Annotated in this window: 14 protein-coding genes and 1 pseudogene; 4 read left to right on the top strand and 11 right to left on the bottom strand. The window is 56.3% G+C overall.

Annotated features, from left to right (window positions below; translation table 11 throughout):
- Nucleotides 1–861 (top strand): class II fructose-1,6-bisphosphate aldolase, encoded by an 861-nt coding sequence (fba, locus tag HVZ37_RS05505; RefSeq protein ID WP_181628185.1) that lies wholly within the window; start codon nt 1–3, stop codon nt 859–861.
- A gap of 100 nt (nt 862–961) precedes the next feature.
- Here the strand turns inward: fba and HVZ37_RS05500 are convergent, their stop codons facing one another.
- The 5 genes and pseudogenes from HVZ37_RS05500 to HVZ37_RS05480 all read right to left on the bottom strand — a co-directional run bounded on the left by HVZ37_RS05500 (nt 962) and on the right by HVZ37_RS05480 (nt 8,350).
- Nucleotides 962–2,356, bottom strand: a complete 1,395-nt coding sequence (locus HVZ37_RS05500; protein ID WP_181628184.1) for a DUF3999 domain-containing protein — start codon at nt 2,354–2,356, stop codon at nt 962–964.
- On the bottom strand, nt 2,353–5,019 hold the full coding sequence (locus tag HVZ37_RS05495; protein WP_181628183.1) for a DUF2339 domain-containing protein: 2,667 nt from the start codon (nt 5,017–5,019) through the stop codon (nt 2,353–2,355). The genes HVZ37_RS05500 and HVZ37_RS05495 overlap by 4 nt, the downstream gene beginning before the upstream one ends.
- A gap of 114 nt (nt 5,020–5,133) precedes the next feature.
- Complete coding sequence (locus HVZ37_RS05490) at nt 5,134–7,002, bottom strand: amidohydrolase (protein WP_043001614.1); 1,869 nt, start codon at nt 7,000–7,002, stop codon at nt 5,134–5,136.
- A gap of 21 nt (nt 7,003–7,023) precedes the next feature.
- Nucleotides 7,024–7,569, bottom strand: a pseudogene (locus HVZ37_RS05485) (antibiotic biosynthesis monooxygenase).
- A gap of 139 nt (nt 7,570–7,708) precedes the next feature.
- Nucleotides 7,709–8,350, bottom strand: a complete 642-nt coding sequence (locus tag HVZ37_RS05480) for a hydrolase (protein ID WP_043001616.1) — start codon at nt 8,348–8,350, stop codon at nt 7,709–7,711.
- A 269-nt stretch (nt 8,351–8,619) separates the two neighbouring features.
- Between HVZ37_RS05480 and HVZ37_RS05475 the strand changes: the two genes are divergently transcribed.
- On the top strand, nt 8,620–9,522 hold the full coding sequence (locus tag HVZ37_RS05475; protein WP_044259007.1) for a LysR family transcriptional regulator: 903 nt from the start codon (nt 8,620–8,622) through the stop codon (nt 9,520–9,522).
- On the opposite strand, the gene malZ is transcribed toward HVZ37_RS05475, so the two are convergent.
- The 5 genes from malZ to phoB form a co-directional block, all read right to left on the bottom strand.
- Complete coding sequence (gene malZ / locus HVZ37_RS05470; RefSeq protein ID WP_181628182.1) at nt 9,516–11,333, bottom strand: maltodextrin glucosidase; 1,818 nt, start codon at nt 11,331–11,333, stop codon at nt 9,516–9,518. The two genes, HVZ37_RS05475 and malZ, sit on opposite strands and share 7 nt — an antisense overlap.
- A 137-nt stretch (nt 11,334–11,470) precedes the next feature.
- Entirely contained in the window at nt 11,471–12,844 is a 1,374-nt protein-coding gene (proY, locus tag HVZ37_RS05465) for a proline-specific permease ProY (RefSeq protein ID WP_090048874.1), read from the bottom strand.
- Nucleotides 12,845–12,921: 77 nt separating this feature from the next.
- Nucleotides 12,922–14,241, bottom strand: coding sequence for a branched-chain amino acid transporter carrier protein BrnQ (gene brnQ / locus HVZ37_RS05460; RefSeq protein WP_044259012.1), 1,320 nt, complete (start codon nt 14,239–14,241; stop codon nt 12,922–12,924).
- A gap of 406 nt (nt 14,242–14,647) precedes the next feature.
- Nucleotides 14,648–15,943, bottom strand: a complete 1,296-nt coding sequence (gene phoR, locus HVZ37_RS05455; RefSeq protein ID WP_043001621.1) for a phosphate regulon sensor histidine kinase PhoR — start codon at nt 15,941–15,943, stop codon at nt 14,648–14,650.
- Between the two features lie 41 nt (nt 15,944–15,984).
- The gene (gene phoB / locus HVZ37_RS05450; protein ID WP_043001622.1) at nt 15,985–16,674 is read right to left on the bottom strand and encodes a phosphate response regulator transcription factor PhoB; all 690 of its coding nucleotides are present in this window, start codon (nt 16,672–16,674) and stop codon (nt 15,985–15,987) included.
- A 196-nt stretch (nt 16,675–16,870) separates the two neighbouring features.
- Between phoB and sbcD the strand changes: the two genes are divergently transcribed.
- Nucleotides 16,871–18,073, top strand: a complete 1,203-nt coding sequence (gene sbcD / locus HVZ37_RS05445; RefSeq protein WP_090048877.1) for an exonuclease subunit SbcD — start codon at nt 16,871–16,873, stop codon at nt 18,071–18,073.
- Complete coding sequence (gene sbcC, locus HVZ37_RS05440; protein WP_181628181.1) at nt 18,070–21,213, top strand: exonuclease subunit SbcC; 3,144 nt, start codon at nt 18,070–18,072, stop codon at nt 21,211–21,213. The genes sbcD and sbcC overlap by 4 nt, the downstream gene beginning before the upstream one ends.
- Nucleotides 21,214–21,252: 39 nt before the next feature.
- Here sbcC and mak read toward each other — a convergent pair whose 3' ends face one another.
- Nucleotides 21,253–22,161, bottom strand: a complete 909-nt coding sequence (mak, locus tag HVZ37_RS05435; protein ID WP_043001624.1) for a fructokinase — start codon at nt 22,159–22,161, stop codon at nt 21,253–21,255.
- Nucleotides 22,162–22,210: the final 49 nt, after the last annotated feature.

Genomic DNA, 22,210 nt, shown 5'->3' with positions numbered 1-22,210 from the left:
ATGTTAGTTTCTATGAAGGACATGCTTCGGCATGCCCTACGGGACGGTTATGCCGTAGGACAATTCAATATCAATAATCTGGAATGGGTCGGTGCGGTATTAAGCACCGGACAACTGCTACGCTCTCCGGTTATTTTAGGCGTTTCCGGCGGTACGGTTAAACATATGCTGGGATTAAAATGTATTCATGACATTGTGGTGAATGCGATGGATTATTTAAGCATTGATATTCCGGTCGCACTGCACCTGGATCATGGGACCACCCGTGAAGCCTGCGAAGCGGCTATCGACGCCGGATTCAGTTCTATTATGTTTGATGGTTCGCACCTGCCGTTTAACGAGAACCTGGCCATTACCCGTCATCTGGTTGAACTGGCCCACAGCAAAGGCATTTCGGTTGAGGCTGAGCTGGGCACCATCGCCGGCAGTGAAGATGGTATTGTCAATTCCGAGGTTATCTACGCGGACCCACAGGAGTGCTATACCCTGGTCAAAGAAACCCAGGTCGATTGCCTGGCGGCAGCGCTGGGTTCAACCCATGGACTGTATAAAGGCAAAGCTAAACTAGGGTTTACGGAGATGAAAACCATTTCCGAGCTGGTGAAAGTCCCCCTGGTATTGCACGGCGGCACCGGTATTGCAGACGATGACATGCGTAAAGCCATTGCCTGCGGGACGGCAAAAATTAACGTCAATACCGAAAACATGTACGCCTGGTGCCAGGAAGTGAAAGCGATATTTGCTGCCGATACCGGTCACGACGTCAATGACCCGCGGAAAGTGATCAATCAGGGGCTAAAACCGGTACGCGAGATGATTGCGCGGCGCATCGAACTGTTTGGCTCGCAAAACCGCTATTAGAAACGTTTGGCCTCATCGTGTGATGCCATCTCAGGGAAAACCCGCCGCCGGTCAACGCCGGGGCGGGCGATATCGTGCTGACGGCGAGCCTTTTTATCGCTTACTGCGTCCCATCCTTTTTGACTTCCCGCCAGATACGCCAGGCCATTAGCGCCAGAATGGCAACACCCAGTATCAGCGCCGCCCACACCAGCACCGTTTTCCACTGGCTTTGTTGCTCAGCGGCTGATGTTGCCGTTAATCGCGCCTCGCCACCGAGAACGACGTCTTCCTGAGGTGTGGCCCTCGGCAAAGCGTCTATCTCCTGTGTTTTACGTAGCGACACTGGAATCAACAGATCAAGACCGATATCCGCTTTTTGCGCCGCCCGGTTGCCCCAGGCCAGCATGTAAGGCCCTTTCCCCTGGGTATTAAATACCAGTTGATAGCTGTCGCGCGCGCCGCTCAACGCAGGCAGTCTCTCCGGCAGGCGAGCGTTGATGGTCGTCATCCGAACGGCGTCAACCAGCCCACCGGAAAGACGAATATCCTCCGAACGCTGGCCGTTCAGGCGATAAAGCACGGTTTTCGTCAGTGGCTGCCAGGGCGCTTTTTCAGCGCTACGCCACGCCAGCTCTACCGGTAAAACGCCTTCATCATCCAGAACGATGCTGAGCGAAGTCAGCGGCTGCGGCTGTGTCCAGCGCCAGATCGCTTCGTCATCAGACACCTTCTCCTCTTGCGCGCCGATATCGATTCGTGCGGATTCCGGCGCGCTGTTTTCGGCAATGGCGGTCACGCTGTTTAACGTCAGCGCCGGGCTTTGCGAATCGAGGATCACCAACAGATAACGATTCCCATCGGCAGAAAGTCTCAGACTGGCGCTGATGGTATCCATTTTCAGCCGATCGTTATCACGCGTCAGCGCCAGCAGCGGCGCCTCTTCCTGTACGGACCGCCAGTAGCGTAAATCACGACTGGCATAGACCGACGCTTTCCCCTGCCAGTTGCCCGTCGGGGTCTCCCAGTTCAGACGCAGTTGCTCCAGGAAAAAGTCGTCTTTCATCTCCTCCGGCAGCATCAGTAAATAGCTCTGCCCGACCGTTTTAACGTCATCACTTTCCAGATGAATTTCAATGCCGGTCTTCGAGCGTAAGACAAAAGATTCCCCGCTACGTCTCCCCTCCTCACGCGGCGGGACGGGCGACATATCCAGCGGGAAGAGTCTCAGCGTGACCGTTTGCGGCGTAACGGGTTGGGTTTTCTGCGCCACCAGCGTAAACGGCACCGTCTCCCCCGCATGATTAAAAACGCGGACGTCGCGCAAATCTGGCCAGGCGGTCCCCATGTACACCTCCTGCGGGAGCGACACGCGATACCACGGCGATGTGCCGAGCGTTTCCAGCATAACGCCCGTCGCGTAATCCCTCGGTGACTCCTTCACGTCATCACTGCCGGTGGCGGTTCCTGCCACGCCCAGTAGCACACTACATAATACCGCTTTCATCCATTTCATTTTTCTTCTCCAGCTTTGGGCGGTAACGGTGAAAAATACCCGACAATGAGCACCAGTATAGCCACACCGATAAACGCAACCGCACGCGCCAGGCCGCCGCCACGCGCGCTGTCCACCAACATCAGTTTCACAATCACAATCCCTAACAATGCCGCCCCGCACAGCCATTCCCGGCGTGAACGATAGCGAGTCGCGCGCAGCATCACCACCAGCGCCACCAGCATCCAGAACAGCGCAAAACAGGTCTGAATCAGCCGAGAATGCCACAGCGCTTCCATGTTCCACGCCACGTCGCCATACCAGGCCAACGCGCGCAACAGCATACCGTTCAGCCACCAGAAGCCAAGTGCGGCCAGGGCAACCACTGGCCACGGACGACATACCGACACCTGCACCGGGAAAAAGCGCAGGCAGGCGCGATAAAACACGATCAATCCCAGTAATGCAAAAGCCGCCCCTTCTTCCAGCGGATTGAGCAGCGGTAGCCAGGTCTGACGGTAGACTACGCCGTCCTGCAAATTGGTCAGCACTAACAGTCCGACCAATGCCGCCGCGACGGGAATCAGCGCCTGACAGGCATACAGCGCGGGCCAGACCCGAAACGGCCAGAACTGACGACGAACGGCCATTGCGACGAGGAAAATCAGCGCACCGCCTGCCGCCATTGCCACACCGCTGCTCCAGGCCGCCATGCCCCACGGCAGGTCGCGGGCAAACCAGAACAGTTCCGCCGCCAGCGCCAACAGAATCATCCAGAAGAATGAGAGATGCGCCAGCCTGGAAAGACGCGGCGGCAACGCCTCAGCATCACGCCAGAGCAACGCCACCGCCGCCGGCAATGCCAGACACCAGGCCAGATTCTGCCAGCCTGCGGCAAAAATCTGCTGCTGAGAAATCTGAAACAGCAGCGCCACCAGCATCATCGGCCACAGCAACCATTTGCAGGTATCCAGCGCCTGCCACGTCAGGCGTGCGGCGGCAAATCGCCAGCCCCAGACCGACACGGCCATCAGCGCCAGCACGCCCGCCATCACCTGCGAATCGGAGGTCAACAGCCACTGCGCCGCGCCCGCGAGCGCCACAATCCAGAATATCCCCCCGCCCGCCAGCAGTCCCATGCTGCCGCGCAGATGAATCTTGCGCCACAGCCACGCCCCTGCCAGCCAGCAAACGCTAAGGACGGCAAAGATCAGCATCAGCGAAAGCGCAGTAGTGCCGTTCGCCTGCGCCCACAGCGCGCTGCCGAGCGCCAGCACCAGCAGTGCGGTACCGCTGTAACTCATGCGTCGCTGCTGCTGTTGTACTCCCAGCCACAGGATCCCCACCCCTTCCAGCGCCCAGGCCATGGCCGTCCACTGCGCCGACAGCGCCAGCGGTATCGCAAGAGTGGTAAACGCGCCGCCCAGCGCCAGTGCCGCCAGCACCAGCGGTCGGCCCAACGACGGGTAGCGACGTAATGCCAGCCAGGCCAGCACCAGATAAAAACCGCCGTAGCCCAACGCGCTGAGCGCCGGACCATATTCCCAGTGGCGGATAATGGCGTACTGCATGCCAAAACCGATCAGCGGCGGCGCAAACAACAAAACGCCATCAATAATCTGCTTGCCCTTCGTCTGCGCTCGCAGCGACAGCGCCACGCTCAGCACGCCAAAAAGCAGAATGTTGGCTATCAGGAACAATTGGCAGTTCAGGTAATACGCTGGCTGATAGTCATCCAGCCCCCAGAGGCCGCCAACGCCAAAGGTAAAAAGCAGCCCGAGCAGATTAAGCTCGCGCCAGTGTTGCCAGGCGCTGATCGCCAGAATGCCGACCGAAAGCAGCAAATAGAAAGAGAACAGCGCGACATAGTTACCGCTTCCTGTCGAAAGCAGCAGTGGGGCAAGATAGCCACCGAGGCTTGCCAGCATCGCCAGACTGAGCGCTTTTTGCAGAATCGCCAGTCCTACGCTTGCTGCGCAGATAACCACCAGCAGCACAAAGGCCAGCGTCATCGGCAGCATTTGCCAGAGGCGAAACGCGCCAAAGACGGTGAGATAGAGCGCACCTGTCGCCCCACCCTGCAAAATGAGAGCATAGATCGGCTGTTTATGCCGCAGACGCCAGCCTATCGCCAGCAGGACAATCGCAAACAGCGCCGCCGCAACCAGACGCAGCTCAAGCGGGAACAGGGAGTGCTCGACCGTATAGCGCAACAGGAAAGAGAGACCGAGGAAGAGAAGCAGGATCCCCAGCTTAGCCAGCGGATTGCCCTGCATAAACCAGCGCACCAGCGATGACATCACGCCGCCAAAAGCGGAGGGTTGCGCGGCGGCAACAGGGACGTCTCTTTCGACGATTTTCTCGGCGCTTGCCGTGTTCTGCGGCGTATACGAGCGCCAGGGGTTGACGTGAGCCGGTTTGGGTTCAGGTTCAGGTTCTGGCGCCGCCACCGGAATCGGGTCTGGGTCGCGCTCCATAACCGTCTCCGCAGGCTGAACCGGTGCCGCTGGTGTTATCGCAGGGGCAACAACGCCACGTTGTTCAAGCTCCTCTACCCGACGGCGTAAGCGGGCAAGCTCATCACGCGTCGTTGAACTTCGGCTGATGGCGACAATCGCCAGAACAGGCACCACGACCAGTGCGAAGAACAAAATGATGCAGCCGAGGATTAAAAGGTCGTCCATGTATTCACCTTCACTGTACGGGATCAACTAAGATTGACACAAATTGTTGCATTCGCGCTATCTCTGAAGGTGAAAATGCCGGATATGCCGTTAACGACACATCCGGCTGGCGCGTTAAAATGCGAAGCACGAACAGCCGAGCGCGCCCCAGAAGGCCCGATCGTCAGACACCGGGATCCCCGACTGGCGGGCAATATCATGCTGATGACCGTGTACGCCGCAGCTCCCGCAGCACTGGTGCATCTGCACCACGGCGCCTGCTTTCGCGGCGGCTGGCGGCGCCGCGCGATAGTGCCCCGGCACTTTCACCACCGGAGACCAGTCCGGGACGACCGGGATCGCTGGCGGCGCGAGCGGAGTAAACGGTCCGGCGGCATACACCACTTTGCCATCGACAATCGTCATCACCGACTCAATACCTTTGATCTCCTCTTCCGTGACGCTGAAGTAGTCTTTTGACAGCACTACCAGGTCGGCCAGTTGATCTTTGACAATGCGCCCTTTTTTGCCTTGCTCGCTGGAAAACCACGCGCTCCCTGCCGTCCACAGTTCCAGCGCCACGTCGCGCGGTAAACGGTTGTTGTCGTCATACATCGCCGTACCGCCGACCGTGCGCCCGGAAACCAGCCAGTACAGCGCCGTCCATGGGTTATAGCTGGCGACGCGGGTGGCATCCGTTCCGAGCCCCACCGGCACCTCGGCGGCCAGCATTTTCGCCACTGGCGGCGTCTGTTTCACCGCTTCTTTCCCGTAGCGGTCGATAAAGTATTCGCCCTGGAAGGCCATACGATGCTGTACCGCAATGCCGCCGCCCAGTGCTTTCACGCGATCGATATTGCGCTCGCTGATGGTCTCGGCGTGGTCGAAGAACCAGTGCAGGCCATTGAACGGAATATCACGGTTCACTTTCTCGAACACATCCAGCATCCGGCTGATCGATTCATCGTAAGTGGCATGCAGACGGAACGGCCAGCGGTGCTCCACCAGGTGGCGCACCACGCGCTCCAGTTCATCCTCCATGCCTTGCGGTAAATCCGGGCGCGGTTGCAGGAAGTCTTCGAAATCCGCTGCGGAGAAGACCAGCATCTCCCCGGCTCCGTTCGCACGGTAGAAATCGGTCCCCTGGCCCGGCTTGAGCATATCGGTCCAGCGCTCAAAGTCTTCCAGTTCCTGCTTCGGTCGCTGCGTAAACAGGTTATAGGCAATGCGCACCGTCATCTGATTGTTGGCATGCAGTTGCTCGATGATCTCGTAATCTTCCGGGTAGTTCTGAAAACCGCCACCAGCGTCGATGGCGCTGGTCAGTCCGAGACGGTTCAGTTCACGCATAAACTGGCGGGTGGAGTTCACCTGCATCTCCAGCGGCAGTTTTGGCCCTTTCGCCAACGTCGAGTAAAGGATCATGGCGTTAGGTTTGGCGATAAGCATCCCGGTAGGGTTACCGTTACCATCACGGACGATCTCGCCGCCTGCCGGATCGGGTGTCGCTTTGGTGTATCCCACTGCTTTCAGCGCCGCGCGGTTTAACAGTGCACGATCGTACAGATGCAGCACGAAAACGGGAGTATCCGGCGCGGCGTCGTTAAGCTCTTCCAGCGTCGGCATCCGGCGTTCGGCAAACTGAAATTCACTCCAGCCGCCCACCACGCGAACCCACTGTGGCGAAGGCGTTCGGTCGGCCTGTTCTTTCAGCATACGCAGCGCATCGGCCAGCGAGGGTACTCCTTCCCAGCGCAGCTCCAGATTGTAATTCAGCCCACCGCGGATCAGATGCAGGTGGGAATCATTAAGCCCCGGAATCACAGTGTGACCTTTCAGATCAACCACCTGTGTACCGTCTGCGGCAAAACGCATCACCTGGTCGTGCGTTCCCGTGGCGAGAATTTTTCCGTCCTTGATCGCCACGGCTTCCGCCTGCGGGCTATGGCTGTCGAGGGTATGTATTTTTCCGTGGGTCAGAATCAATGAGGCAGTTTGAGACATAACGTTCTCCTGATAAGCCGATCAGGCTTTTTTTAGCCAGCCGGCAAACAGACGGGTTACGATGGGCATCCACAACCAGACCACCAGCGCAACCACACAGGCATCGTTAATCAGATGCAGTAACAGCGTTCCCTTCAGCGACGGCAATAGCATGCCGGTCAGCCACGGCACCAGATTAGTGCTGGGAAAAATAACCAGCAGAGTGATCAGGAACTGCTTCCAGCGCAGCGGTTGACGGACGTGTGGCGCGGGGGGCGTAAACCAGAATGCCGCTTCGGTGTGGATCTCGGTTTTATCGCCTTCCGCCAACAGCGGAGCGATCTCTTCGACCAGGAGCCGTCGCGTATCTGATTGCGTCCAGTTATAGAGATGCTCGAGCGTGTCGAAACGAATGATGATGCTCCACAGATTGTGCCCGTCCGTCGGGCGAATGACGTTCGCGCCAAGGTGTCCGGGAAATTCCGCCGCAACCGGCATAATTTTCCCCAGTCATTGTTCATATCGCGCCGCCTGATTGGGCTGCAAAGTATGCGTAATCACCAGCGTCACAGGTTTATTCTGCGCCATGTCGGGTTCCTTGCTGAAGGTTAATGGCGGGTTACCCCGCCATCAGACTGCTGACAAAGAAGGAAAAAGGTGGTTTTCCCTTCTTTGTGGTTATCAGCCGAGAATCAATGAATTGATTTTCCTGGTTTTTAATTCAGAATCAGGCCTTACGTTCCGGTGCGCCATGCACCATCGTGTAGGCATAATCCACGCCCATGCCGTAAGCGCCGCTGTGTTCACGAACCAGATCCATCACCGCGTCATAGGTCTCTTTGCGCGACCAGTCACGCTGGTACTCCAGCAGAACCTGCTGCCAGGTCACCGGTACGGCACCGGCCTGCACCATGCGATCAATCGCGCGCTCATGCGCATCAACAGAGGTACCGCCGGAGGTATCCGTCACCACATACACTTCGTAACCGGCTTCCAGCGCCATCAGTGCCGGGAAGGTCAGGCACACTTCAGTCCATAGCGCAGAGATAATCAGCTTTTTACGCCCGGTCGCCGCCACGGCTTTCACAAAGGCCGCGTCTTCCCAGGAGTTCATGGAAGTACGTTCGATAGGTTTCACATCCGGATGCACCGCCAGTAACTCAGGCCAGATGTAACCACTAAAACTTTTTGTTTCGACTGAAGTATAAATGACCGGCACATTAAATATTTTGCCTGCTTTCGCCAGTGCGACGGTATTATTTTTCAGCGTCTGGCGATCAATATTCGCAACCCCAAATGCCATTTGCGGCTGATGGTCAATAAAAATGAGCGTCGAGTTAGAGGGATTAATCAGTTCCCGAATAGACATAATATACTTCCTTAATCAATGAGTTAGAAATTGACGTCTGGTATCCGCCGTCAGCCATCAAATCCTGAATCAGAAAGCCTGTTTAGTATAGTTGGAAATTTCTAACGACTTATTAAAGAAAACTTACCAGCGTATGAAATAAGCCTTTTCCGGCGATATAGTCTGGCACCTTCAAAAAAATGCGGATCTTCCGTCTAATTTATTCACTGGTTTTGTTTATCGCTATTCGGTACAACAGTGAGGTTTACTTTCAGGGATATATTCAGCCTATGCGCATTAATCTGGACGTTCTGCTTATCCTGGACGCTATCGACAAATACGGTACTTTTGCCGCCGCTGCCGAATCGTTGTTTAAGACGCCCGCGGCGCTCAGCTATATGATTCAGAAGCTGGAAAAAGACCTGAACATCGAGCTGCTTGACCGCTCCGGGCATCGGGCCAAATTCACCGACACCGGACTGATGATGCTGGAAAAGGGGCGTTTGTTGCTCAGTGCGGCAAAAGATCTGGAAAAGCAGGCGCTGCAACTGAGCTCCGGTTGGGAAAAAGAGCTGGTCATTGCGCTGGATGTTTCCTTCCCCTTTGAGGTGGTGTTACCTCTCATCGACGCCTTCCACGCGCTGAACAAACAAACGCTGCTTAAATTTTCGTATCACACGCTGGCAGGGTCATGGGAAGAGCTCACGCATAATGGCGCGGATATCATTCTTGGCGCGATTAACGAACCACCGACCTCTGCCGCGTGGTCCTACAAAATGTTAGGGACTCTGGATAATGTTTTTGTGGTGGCGCCCAATCATCCGCTGGCCGCACTCTCTGACAGACTGACGAATGAACAACTCTGCCTGCACCGCGCCATTGTCATCAGCGACAGCGCGCGTTTTTGCCATCCGCTGCAAACCAACCTGATGGAAGAACAGCCGCAAATCCATGTTGACGATTTTCACAGTAAAGTGGCGCTGCTGCGCGCCGGGATGGGCTGCGGTTTTCTCCCGCGGCATATCGCCAGCCCGTGGCTTGCCACGGGCGAACTGGTCGAAAAAAGCGTCATCTCTTTTCGCGAAAAAGATGTCGCCTATATGGCATGGCGCGATGGTAGCCACGGGCTGGCGCAGCAGTGGTGGCGGGAAACGCTGCTTGCCAGCCGCGACATCGCGCAGTTGTATCAGTGATTCAGCCAGAGGGTGGCGGAAATCGTCGGCAGCGACAGGACGTCCTCAACCAGCTGCCCTTTTCCTTCTTTACAACGCCATTCTGTTACGTTCAGCAGCGGTGACGCCGGGAGCACCACCTCACACGCCTCGCCGCGGTTAATGGCTACCAGCACGCGCTGCTGCTGGTAGACGCGCAAAAATACCACTACGTTGTCTTCCGCATAGACCACCTGGCACCCACCGTAGCGTAACGCCGGGATACTATGCCTCAGTTTCGCCATCCGCTGGTACAGGGCAAGCAATGTGACATCCTGTTTTTCCGCCTGCCAGGGAAACGTCTTGCGGCAGAACGGATCGTTATCGCCATCCAGTCCCACCTCATCGCCATAATAGATACAGGGCACGCCGGGCCAACTAAACAGCCAGACTACCGCCAGCGGCAGGCGGGCGACATCGTTGCCCAATAGCGACTTGAAACGGGCGGTATCATGACTGTCGAGCTGGTTGAACATCCTCAGTTGCTGCTGATGAGAGAGCCCGGCGCGATAGTTATCCATCCACGCCATACAGGTCTGCGCATCAATCTGCTGAGGATCGTAAGAGATATCGGTATTGGCAAGAAACCCCCACAGCGGAAAGGTGAAGCCACGATAGTTCATCGCAGCATCTTCTGCATCCGCCTGCAGCCACTGTCGCGCGTCACCAAAGTGTTCGCCAAAGACGTAGGCTTCTGGTTGCGTTTCCTTCGCCGCCTGAACGATCCCGGCGACATGCTTAAGGTTGTTACGCGCTCCGCCCGCTTCACCCAGCATATGCACGACATCGAGCCGCCAGCCGTCCATGTTCCACGGCGCTTTCAGCCAGTGACGAACGATGCTGTCTTCGCCGCGATATATTTCGTTGACCAGACTTTCGGACTGATAATCCAGCTTCGGCAGACTGGCGTATCCCAGCCAGTCCAGCGCAACGCCGTCTGACGAAAAGCTGTACCAGTCACGCCAGGGGGATTCTGGGTTATGGCACGCGCCGCCGGAGCCGCGCTGATAACGATCGAACCATGTATGAGAGTCGCCGCTGTGGTTAAACACGCCGTCCAGCACCAGCCGCATTCCCTGCTGCTGCGTTTTCTGCCGCAGACGCATTAACGCCTGATCGCCGCCAAACTGCGGATCAACATGACGATAATCTTCGGTGTCGTACTTATGCACGCTCGGCGCAGTAAACACAGGGTTCAGGTACAGCGCGGTGACGCCCAGTTTTTTCAGGTACGGCAGCTTTTCGCTGATACCGTCGAGGTCGCCGCCATAAAACGTGGAGCCGCCAGCCTGCGCGGTCACCGGTTCATCCCAGTCACGTAGCACAATCTCCTGCCCGGCGGCGTGATGGTAATAAACCTTATCCTGCTCTGCGTCGCGTGACGAACTGCGGGCAAAACGGTCAGGAAAGATTTGGTAGAAAACCTGATCGGCCACCCACTGCGGCCCGCTGTCCGGTGCATCTACGGCAAATTGCTCCAGACGAGCAGGCGGAAAACGGCTGAACCCAAGCGGTGTAAACCACAACTGGCGATCGATCCAGAGCAGTTTGAAGCTGTAGCGCCGACGCGGCTGCCCGCTGCGAAGATCAATCGCCGCACGCCAGGCGGTCACGCCCGGGAACGGCTGCGTGCGTAATTTATGCATCGCCAGCGCAATTTCTTCGTTGTCATTCTCCGCACGCAGCGTGACGCGCTGCGGCAGGTTCTCCCCCGTCAGCCAGAGCGTAATGGCCAGTTGGTCTTTGTTTTGCTTAACAAATGGGGCAACCGGTAGGTGCCAGGCGTTCAACATCACGTATCCCCTTTGATGAAAATGAGCACACCTTGCCATAGCGATTTACAGGATAACTCATCATCTGAAGGTTTATTGGGGGAGGAGTTCGGGGGAGGAGAAATGACCGGATGGCATTCACGCCACCCGGTACAATCTTACTGCGCTTGCGCCATCTGGCGATCGTGGCGACGCTTGAACATCCAGCCAATCATCAGCAGAACAATCCAGCCACAGCCCACGTACAGCGAGATGCGGGTGTCGGGATGATAGCCAATCAGTCCGATGATAAAGACGAGGAAAATCAGGCCTACAATGGTTGTTGCCACGCCGCCCGGCACTTTAAACTTCAGCGCTTTCACCTCTTCCGGCGGCAGACGACGACGGAACGCGATTTGCGACAGCAGGATCATAATCCACACCCAGACCGTCGCGAAGGTCGCCAGCGACGCAATCACCAGGAAAACATTCTCCGGCATGATGTAGTTCAGATACACCGCAAACAGCAGAGCGATAGTCATCACCATCACCGTGACCCACGGGATCCCCCGACGCGAGGTTTTGGCGAACACTTTTGGCGCACTGCCCTGCTCCGCCATCCCGTGCAGCATACGACCGACGCCAAAGACGTCAGAGTTGATCGCCGACAGTGACGCCGTCAGCACCACAAAGTTAAGAATGCTGGCGGCAAAGGTAATACCGAGATGCTGGAAGGTCAGCACAAACGGGCTGCCATCGGTTCCCACCTGGTTCCACGGGTAGATAGACATAATGACAAACAGCGTCCCCACGTAGAACACCAGAATACGCATCGGCACCGAGTTAATCGCGCGCGGAATGGATTTCTCCGGGTCTTTCGCTTCGCCGGCAGTGATACCAATAATTTCAATACCGCCGTAGGCAAACATCACCATCTGCAACGACATCACCATCCCCAGCCAGCCGTTGCTGAAGAAGCCGCCGTTGCTCCACAGGTTATGGATCCCGGTCGGTTGTCCACCGTTGCCAATCCCCCAGATGATGATACCGAAACCAGCCACGATCATGATGATGATGGTGGCGACTTTAAAGAAGGAGAACCAGAATTCCAGTTCACCAAACACTTTCACGCTCATCAGGTTGATGGCACAGATGATCAGCACCACGCTGAGCACCCAGATCCAGTGCGGCACCGTCGGAAACCAGACGCCCATATAAATGCCGAACGCGGTCACGTCGGCAATGGCGACAATCAGGATTTCAAAACAGTAGGTCCAGCCGGTAATGTAACCGGCGAGCGGGCCGAGGTTTTCCTGCGCATAGCGCGAAAAGGAGCTGGCAGAAGGGTTGTGTACCGACATTTCACCCAACGCACGCATAATGATATAGGCCGCCACCCCGCCAATAATGTAGGCCAGCAGCACGCTTGGCCCGGCCATTTTAATGGCATCCGCAGAGCCATAAAACAGCCCGGTGCCAATGGCTGAGCCCAGGGCCATAAAGCGAATGTGTCGGGTGCTTAGCCCACGCTTCAGCTTGTTATTACTTTCCATCGATTCCTAACCCATCAACACAATAAAAAACCACGGGGCCAGTAATAGCCCCGTGGTTAAAACACTTTTCCGCAATCTTAGTGTGCGCTGGAGGTCACCTGTCGACCTGCTGCGCGATCCCAGACAACCGCCAGGACCACCATCACGACAGTGGGCATTAACCACGCCAGACCTTGTTCCGCCAGCGGTAAGCGCTGGGTCCAGGCTGGTAACACGTCGCCGATTGCCGATGCTTTAATACCATCAAGGATACCAAAAATCAGGCTGATAAACATTGCCGGAGCAATGACGCGGGTCGAATTATGCCACCATGAGCGGGTAAAACTTAATACAACCAGTGCGATACACGGCGGGTAGATTGCCGTCAGCACCGGAATAGAGATCTGAATCAGATGGCTGAGCCCCAGGTTGGATACCACCATTGAGAAGCCGCCAAGAATAAACACCAGCGTGCGGTAGGAGAGCGGCACATACTGAGCGAAGAATTCCGCACAAGCGCAGGTCAGGCCGACCGCCGTTACCAGACAGGCGATAAAGATCAGTGCCGCCAGCAGCAGGCTGCCCGCACCGCCAAAGGTATGCTGAACATAGGCATGCAGGATCGCCGCGCCGTTCGCCGACTGATCGACCAGCGTAGCGCTGTCAGATCCGAGACGGAACAGTGCGAGGTACAGCAGCGTTAATCCGACACCCGCCATCAGGCCAGCCCAGACGGTGTAACGGGTCAGCAAACGCGCTTCGGTTACGCCGCGAGAACGCGCGGCGTTAACAATAACGATACCAAAGACCATCGCGCCCAGCGTGTCCATCGTCAGGTAGCCATTAACGAAACCATTGGAGAACGCGGCGGTCTGGTACGCTTCCATCGCATGGCTGATCGGACCGGCAGGCCAGATGATGGCCGCAACGGAGAGCACAATCAGCGCCAGAATCTTCAGCGGCGCCAGGAAGTTACCCACGGTATCCAGCAGTTTGCCCGGATAGAGCGAGACCAGAATGACAATGGAAAAATAGACCACGCTGTAGATAAGCAGCGGCATGGCCGAATCGCCGGTCAGCGGGGCGATCCCCACTTCAAAAGAGACCGTCGCGGTGCGCGGCGTGGCGAATAACGGCCCGACGGCCAGATAGCAGACAGTCGCCAACAAAACGCCAGCGACTTTACCGATAGGGGTACTCAGACTATCAACACCACCACCGACTTTCGCCAGCGCGATAACGGTCAACACCGGTAGCCCAACAGCGGTGATCAGAAAACCGAATGCCGCCATCCAGACGTTTTCGCCTGCCTGCAAACCAACCATTGGAGGAAAGATGATGTTCCCTGCGCCGACGAACAGCGCAAAAGTCATAAAGCCCAGCGCAATAATATCGCGCGATTTTAACTGATGGGTCATAAAGCTTACGGCCTGTGGATGTGGTGTTGATTAAATTAACGTAGTGTCTTTCCCAGCGGGAAGAAACAGCGGTTTTTTTAAGCTATTCCAGAGGGATATCTCCCATAACCTGGAAAGCAGAGAATAGTTTTTCGATTTACCGCCTGAATACAGTCAGTCTGACAGCATCTGGGGCGCAATTTAAACGCTTATAACGTTTTAAAGCAAGGAGGGATCCAAAAACCGGAAGATTATAGTGATATCAAATCTCATACCAGTGTAAAACACCATACTACAGAAAAAGTCATGGCTTATCATGCGAACAAAAAACAACCAGACGTTAATAAATTCAGCAGACTTATCTTAGCCGCAAAGAAAATAAGCCAGCATTGGCTGGCTTATGGAAAGAAAACCTTACGATTGCACTTTAAGCACTTTTTTTGGCAATTAATCGTTCCGGCAGCACAAAACTAAAGCGCGTCCCTTTACCCAGTTGACTGTCGATCATCAGGCGACTTTCATGATGATTCACCGCGTGTTTGACGATAGCCAGCCCCAGTCCACTGCCGCCCGTTTGCCGCGAACGCGCTTTATCAACGCGATAAAATCGCTCCGTTAACCGCGGGATATGTTCCGGCGCAATGCCCGGTCCGTTATCCTCCACGCTAAACTCCGCGCCGTGCGGTACCGTCTGCCAGCGGACGGTGATATGGGTTCCCGCTGGCGTATGGTTCACCGCGTTATACACCAGGTTGGACATCGCGCTACGCAGTTGTTCTTCATTCCCCAGCACTTTCAGCTGGTTATCCACCTCAAAGCTAAAAGTGTGCTTCTGCTGACTGAGCGTCTGCGCCTCGCGTTCGACCATGCGCAATATCATCGGCACATCGACCTGTTCATTGAGCAAAAGCGTCGGTGCGGCTTCAATTTTCGACAGCGTGAGCAACTGTTTTACCAGTCCTTCCATGCGCGAGGTCTGGTCGCGCATCGTTAACAGCGCTTTTTCGCGCGTTGCCCCTTCCAGCGTCTGCTCGTGCATCATTTCAAGATAGCCCTGCAACACCGTAAGTGGGGTACGCAGCTCGTGGCTCACGTTGGCGAAGAAATTACGTCTTGCACCTTCGAGCTGGTGCATCTGGGTCATGTCGCGCGCCACCATCAGCAGTTGCTTATCGGTATACGGCATAACGCGAATTTCCAGATGTCGCCCAGTATTAAGCACCAGATTCAGCGGCCGACTGAAGTCCCGCTGCTTGAGGTACTGCGTAAACTCCGGGTAGCGCAGCAGGTTAAGGATGTTCTGTCCGCTATCGTCCGGCCAGCGTAAGCCCAGCACCTGTTGCGCCAGACCGTTACACCAGAAGATCCCCCCCTCTTCGGTGGTCAATACCACCGCGTCGGGCAGCGACTCCGCCCCGCTGCGAAAGCGTTTAATCAGATTGCCCAGCTCGCGACGACGCTTTTTATTGCGCAGTTGCATCTGATGCAAACCGTACAGCAGCGGTTCCCAACTGCCTCGTCCCGGCGGCGGCGTCATGCTTCTGTCGACCCACAGCCACCATGAGAGACGTAATAAATTCCAGAAATGCCAGATAAGCAGTCCTGTTACCGATGCCAGTAAAAACCACGGCAGGTAACCAAAAAATGCACTTAGGATGAAGGCCGGGATACAGCAAAGTATCAGCTCCAGCACCAACCTTTTCCATGACAGCCGTTCCAGCACGGGTCACTCTCCCTTCAGAGCCAGGCTCTTGTTCTTGCCTTTCAGAAACGGGTCGAAAAACGATACCCTGTCCCGCGAACCGTCTGCACCATCCGATCGTGGCCGCTGGCTTCCAGCGCCTTACGCAGACGGCGAATATGCACATCAACCGTGCGATCCTCAACGTAGACATTGGTGCCCCAGACGTGATTCAGCAGTTGTTCACGGCTGTAAACCCGCTCGGGATGCGTCATAAAGAAATGCAGGAGTTTAAATTCTGTCGGCCCCATGTCGAGTGGGTTGTCGCCGGTCATCACGCGGTGCGATGTGGGATCCAGGCTTAACCCCTGCATCTCGATGACCTCTTCCACCGCCATCGGCGAGATCCTACGCATCACCGCTTTGATACGGGCAACCAGCTCTTTCGGCGAGAACGGTTTGGTAATGTAATCATCCGCGCCAGTTTCCAGGCCGCGTACGCGATCCTCTTCTTCCCCTCTGGCGGTCAACATCATGACCGGAATATCCCGGGTCATCGCTTCACGCTTGAGGTGTTTAATAAACTGTAGACCAGAACCGCCGGGCAACATCCAGTCAAGGAGGATCAAATCCGGCCAGGGTTCATTAAGCTGGTTCACCGCACTGTCATAATCTTCAGCTTCAACGGGTTGAAAGCCATTTTGCTCAAGCACGAAACAGACCATTTCGCGAATTGGAGCTTCATCTTCTACGACCAGAATACGTCTCGCCATGATTTGCCCTGTTATATAAGTTGCTTATCATCATCTGTCTTAATGCGGCGCCATTATGCGTCAGTTTTATGACAGATTTATGAAAATGTATGCTGACGTTAACCTTAGGTTGTTGATTTATGACACCCGAGAAACGAGATATTACAGCTCCCGAATGGTTATAATCCCCTTTATGCTTTTTTGCCATGGAACCGTTATGCGCATCCTTCACACCTCTGACTGGCATCTGGGACAAAATTTCTACAGTAAAAGCCGTGCCGCTGAACATCAGGCTTTTCTTGACTGGCTGCTGGAAACGGCGGTTGAGCAGCAGGTGGACGCGATCATCGTGGCAGGCGATATTTTCGATACCGGCTCACCACCAAGCTATGCCCGCGAGCTCTATAACCGTTTTGTGGTCAACCTACAGCAAACGGGCTGTCATCTGGTGGTATTAGCGGGAAACCATGATTCCGTCGCCACGCTGAATGAATCCCGTGAGATTCTGGCGTTTCTCAATACCACGGTGGTGGCCAGCGCCGGTCACGCGCCACAGCTCCTGCATCGTCGCGACGGTCAGCCCGGTGCGGTGCTGTGCCCGGTGCCGTTTTTACGCCCGCGCGACATTGTCAGCAGTCAGGCGGGACTCTCCGGTCAGGAAAAACAGCAGCATCTGCTGGGTGCCATCACCGACTATTATCAGCAGCAATACGAGGCCGCCTGCGCGTTACGTGGCGATCTCGCCCTGCCGATTATCGCCACCGGCCACCTGACCACCGTTGGCGCCAGCAAAAGTGACGCTGTGCGTGACATTTATATTGGTACGCTGGATGCTTTCCCGGCGCAGAACTTCCCGCCTGCCGATTATATCGCGCTGGGCCACATCCACCGGGCGCAGAAAATTGGCGGTACGGAGCACATCCGCTACTGCGGCTCGCCCATCGCGCTGAGCTTTGACGAATGCGGCAAAAGCAAGTACGTGCATCGGGTGGACTTCCAGGACGGCGCGTTAGCCGGCGTTGAGGAACTCATCGTTCCGGTTACGCAACCGCTGGCAATATTAAAAGGCGATTTCGCCGCCATTACCGAACAGCTGGAGCAGTGGCGTGACAGCCCTCCGGCCCCCCCGGTCTGGCTGGATATCGAAATCACCACCGATGAATACCTGCATGATATGCAGCGGAAAATTCAGACGCTGACGGAAACGCTGCCCGTTGAGGTACTGTTAGTCCGACGCAGTCGGGAGCAGCGCGAACGCATGTTGTGTAACGAACGCCGGGAAACGCTGAGCGAGCTGAGCGTGGATGAGGTATTTACTCGCCGTCTGGCGCTGGAAGAACTTGAGCCGCCGCAGTGCGAACGCCTGACAGCACTTTTTCACCGCACACTACAGACACTGTCCGGGGAGCATGAGGCATGAAGATTCTCAGTCTGCGCCTGAAAAACCTCAATTCGCTGAAAGGGGAATGGAAGGTCGATTTCACGGTGGAGCCCTTTGCCAGCAATGGCCTGTTTGCCATTACCGGGCCTACGGGGGCGGGTAAAACCACTCTGCTCGACGCGATTTGCCTAGCGCTGTACCACGAGACGCCACGCCTGAATACCGTGTCGCAATCGCAGAACGATCTGATGTCCCGTGATACGGCGGAATGTCTGGCGGAAGTGGAGTTTGAAGTCAAAGGCGAAGCGTATCGTGCGTTCTGGAGCCAGAACCGGGCGCGCAACCAGCCCGACGGTAATTTACAGGTTCCGCGCGTTGAACTGGCGCGCTGTGCCGACGGGAAAATCCTTGCCGACAAAGTGAAAGACAAACTGGAGATGACGGCGGAACTGACCGGTCTGGATTATGGTCGATTTACCCGTTCGATGCTGCTCTCGCAGGGGCAGTTCGCCGCCTTCCTCAACGCGAAGCCGAAAGAGCGTGCGGAACTGCTGGAAGAGCTGACCGGCACGGAAATTTACGGCCAGATCTCTGCCCAGGTGTTTGAACAGCACAAAACCGCACGCACCGAACTGGAAAAATTACAGGCGCAAGCCAACGGCGTCGCGCTGTTAGCCCCCGAGGCGTTGCAGACGCTGACAGAAAGTTTGCAGGCACTCACTGACGAAGAAAAACAGCTGGTCGCCCAGCAGCAGACTGGACAGCAGCAGTTGAACTGGCTGACGCGACAGCACGAACTGCAGACCGACGCGAACCAGCGTCAGCAGATGCTGCAGGTTGCCCAGGAAGCGCTGGAAAACGCCCAGCCACAGCTGGCAACGCTCAGCCTCGCACAGCCAGCCAGAGCGTTGCGACCATTGTGGGAGCGCATTCAGGAACAATCCGCTACCGTTTCCCGCACTCGACAGCAGATTAACGAAGTAAATACTCGCTTACAGAGTATATTTACGCTGCGCAACCACATCCGACGCCAGGCAGAGCAACAGTCCACCGCCCTGCTCGCTACGCAACAGACGCTGAGCGAGTGGCTAAACGAACACGATCGCTTTCGCCTATGGAACAACGAGTCAGGAGGATGGCGCGCCCTTTTTGCTCAGCAGGCCAGCGATAACGTTCAGCTGGCAAAATGGCAGCAACAGCAGGTCAACGATAGCCGCAAGCTGGAATCGCTGCCGCCAGTGACGCTCAATCTGACGGCAGAGGAAGTCGCAGCGGCGCTGGTGCAACATGCGCAACAGCGTCCTCTGCGCCAGCAACTGCTTTCGCTCCATGGTCAGATTGTTCCCCGACTGACGCGTTTGAGTCAGCTTCAGGCGACGATAACGCATAACAAACAGGAACTGGCCCGACTCAATACCCTGCTGGAGGCAAAGCGCCAGCAGTATAAAGATAAATATCAGCAGTATCAGGATGTTAAAACACTCTGTGAGCAAGAGGCGCGGATCAAAGATCTGGAAAGCCAGCGTGCGCAGTTGCAGTCCGGCCAGCCCTGCCCGCTTTGCGGTTCCACCACCCATCCTGCTGTCGCGGCATATCAGGCACTCGAACCTGGTGTTAATCAGGCGCGACGCGATGCGCTGGAAAAAGAAGTCAAAATGCTGGCCGACGAAGGCGCCACCCTGCGTGGACAGTCCGAGGCAGTCAACCAGCAGCTACAGCGTGACGAAAGCGAAGCGCAGACGCTGGCTAAAGAAGAGCAAGCGCTCACTCAACAGTGGCAAACAACGATCGCCGCACTGAACCTCACGTTACAGCCGCAGGATGATATTCAGCCCTGGCTGACGGCGCAGGACGAACACGAGCAGCAACTCTACCAGTTGAGCCAGCGCCATGACCTACAGGCGCAAATTACCGCCCATGCACAGCAGGTGGCGCAGTTCCACCAGCAAATCGACCAGCGCCAGGCGACGCTGGCAGCACAGTTAAGCCGCTATACGTTGTCACTTCCTGAGGAAGGCAGCGAGGAGGCATGGTTAGATGCGCGCGCGGCAGAGGCACAAACATGGCAACAGCGGCAGACGGAGTTGACGGCGATACAGGCGCGTATCGCGCAGCTCACCCCGCTACTCGAGACGCTGCCCGCCGTCGATACCCACGCAGAAGATGATGCAAGCGTGACGCTGGAAAACTGGCGTCAGGTTCATGACGAGTGCGTGTCGCTGCGCAGTCAATTGCAGACATTACAGCAGCAGGAGAAACAGGAAACTCAGCGCGCTGCCGATGCGCAGGCGCAGTTCGATGCCGCGCTGTCGCACAGTTTGTTTGCCGATCAGGCAGCATTTCTTGCCGCGCTGCTGGATGACGAGGCGGTCACGCGTCTGGAACAGCTAAAACAGTCGCTGGAAAACCAGGTTCAGCAGGCACAGACGCTCGCCGCACAATCGGCGCAAGCGCTGGAGGCACATCAGCAACAGCCGCCAGCGGGTCTGGATCCCACGCTGTCGATTGAGCATGTTCAGCAAACCGTGGCGCAGCTTAACGATCGGGTACGCGATAACGCTACGCGTCAGGGCGAAATACGCCAACAGCTAAAACAGGACAGCGACAATCGCCAGCAGCAGCAGACGTTGATGCAAAAAATCGACAACGCGATGCAACAGGTTGAGGACTGGGGCTACCTGAATGCGCTAATCGGCTCTAAAGAGGGGGATAAATTCCGCAAATTCGCCCAGGGGCTGACGCTGGATAACCTGGTCTGGCTGGCGAACAACCAGTTGACCCGCCTGCATGGTCGCTATTTACTGCAACGTAAGGCCAGTGAAGCGCTGGAACTGGAGGTGGTCGATACCTGGCAGGCCGACGCCGTACGCGATACCCGTACCCTTTCCGGTGGCGAAAGTTTCCTGGTCAGTCTCGCGCTGGCGCTGGCGCTCTCCGATCTGGTCAGCCACAAAACGCGCATTGACTCGCTGTTCCTTGATGAAGGCTTCGGCACGCTCGACAGTGAAACGCTGGATACCGCCCTTGATGCGCTGGATGCGCTCAACGCCAGCGGCAAAACCATTGGCGTGATTAGCCATGTAGAAGCGATGAAAGAACGGATTCCGGTGCAGATCAAGGTGAAGAAAATCAACGGACTAGGCTACAGCAAACTCGACAGGATGTTTGCCGTAGAATAACAGGTACGACAGGCCGGATAGCGCCGGCCTCTCCTGGCACTATTCCTGCGGCCACAGCCACGCCGCACCGCGCACACCGCTGGAGTCACCATGCAGAGCCTTACGTACCGGCGTTTCACACTCACCACCAAACACAAACTGTTTAATTAGCGGCGGTATCGTTTTGTACAGGCGGTCAATGTTGCTCATTCCGCCGCCGAGAACGAAAACGTCCGGGTCAAGAATATTCACCACATGAGCCAGCGATTTTGCCAGCCGCAGCTCATAGCGGCTGAGCGCCAGTTCGGCCAGCGCATTTTGCTCCTCCACCAGACGGATAATCTCACTGCCTTTTAAGGCGTTACCGCTCAGGCGCTGGTAATCGGTGGCGAACCCGGTACCGGAAATAAACGTCTCAATGCATCCCTGTTTTCCGCAGTAGCAGGGGACTTCTTCACGGTAGCGAAGCTCATCCTCATCCATCCACGGCAAAGGGTTGTGACCCCATTCGCCCGCCGTCCCATTGCCGCCGATGTGCGCCCGACCGTTGAGCGCCACACCTGCGCCGCAGCCGGTACCAATAATCACGGCAAAAACCGTCATTGCCCCGGCAGCCGCCCCATCAACGGCCTCAGAAACGGCCAGACAGTTCGCGTCATTCGCCAGACGAACGTCACGCTGCAGACGGGTGCTGAGGTCTTTATCAAACGGCTGACCGTTCAGCCACGTGGAGTTGGCATTCTTCACCACGCCGGTGTAAGGCGAAATGGAACCCGGGATCCCTATCCCTACCGTCCCCGTTTGTCCGGTGGTCTGCTCCGCCATCGCCACCAGCGTGGCAATGGTTTCGATGGTTTGCTGATAGTCATTTCGCGGCGTCGGCAGACGATGGCGGAACAGTTGTTCACCAGCCTCACTGAGCGCGATCACTTCCGTTTTGGTGCCGCCTAAATCAATACCAATACGCACACGATGTTCCTCTTTTTTTGGGAATATCAACAGAGTAGAGCGAGGTATA

The organism is Citrobacter sp. RHB35-C17 (genome assembly GCF_013816795.1).
Taxonomy (GTDB): Bacteria; Pseudomonadota; Gammaproteobacteria; order Enterobacterales; family Enterobacteriaceae; genus Citrobacter_A; species Citrobacter_A amalonaticus.
Note: the sequence above shows the minus strand (reverse complement) of the source record. Positions and strands in the feature narration are given on the sequence as shown.

Excerpts from the sequence above, each read along its gene's own strand:
- HVZ37_RS05480 (WP_043001616.1), bottom strand. The coding sequence starts at position 8,350 with ATGTCTATTCGGGAACTGATTAATCCCTCTAACTCGACGCTCATTTTT.
- malZ (WP_181628182.1), bottom strand. The coding sequence starts at position 11,333 with ATGTTGAACGCCTGGCACCTACCGGTTGCCCCATTTGTTAAGCAAAAC.
- sbcD (WP_090048877.1), top strand. The coding sequence starts at position 16,871 with ATGCGCATCCTTCACACCTCTGACTGGCATCTGGGACAAAATTTCTAC.
- HVZ37_RS05475 (WP_044259007.1), top strand. The coding sequence starts at position 8,620 with ATGCGCATTAATCTGGACGTTCTGCTTATCCTGGACGCTATCGACAAA.
- HVZ37_RS05500 (WP_181628184.1), bottom strand. The coding sequence starts at position 2,356 with ATGAAATGGATGAAAGCGGTATTATGTAGTGTGCTACTGGGCGTGGCA.
- brnQ (WP_044259012.1), bottom strand. The coding sequence starts at position 14,241 with ATGACCCATCAGTTAAAATCGCGCGATATTATTGCGCTGGGCTTTATG.
- phoB (WP_043001622.1), bottom strand. The coding sequence starts at position 16,674 with ATGGCGAGACGTATTCTGGTCGTAGAAGATGAAGCTCCAATTCGCGAA.
- sbcC (WP_181628181.1), top strand. The coding sequence starts at position 18,070 with ATGAAGATTCTCAGTCTGCGCCTGAAAAACCTCAATTCGCTGAAAGGG.
- proY (WP_090048874.1), bottom strand. The coding sequence starts at position 12,844 with ATGGAAAGTAATAACAAGCTGAAGCGTGGGCTAAGCACCCGACACATT.
- fba (WP_181628185.1), top strand. The coding sequence starts at position 1 with ATGTTAGTTTCTATGAAGGACATGCTTCGGCATGCCCTACGGGACGGT.
- HVZ37_RS05495 (WP_181628183.1), bottom strand. The coding sequence starts at position 5,019 with ATGGACGACCTTTTAATCCTCGGCTGCATCATTTTGTTCTTCGCACTG.
- HVZ37_RS05490 (WP_043001614.1), bottom strand. The coding sequence starts at position 7,002 with ATGTCTCAAACTGCCTCATTGATTCTGACCCACGGAAAAATACATACC.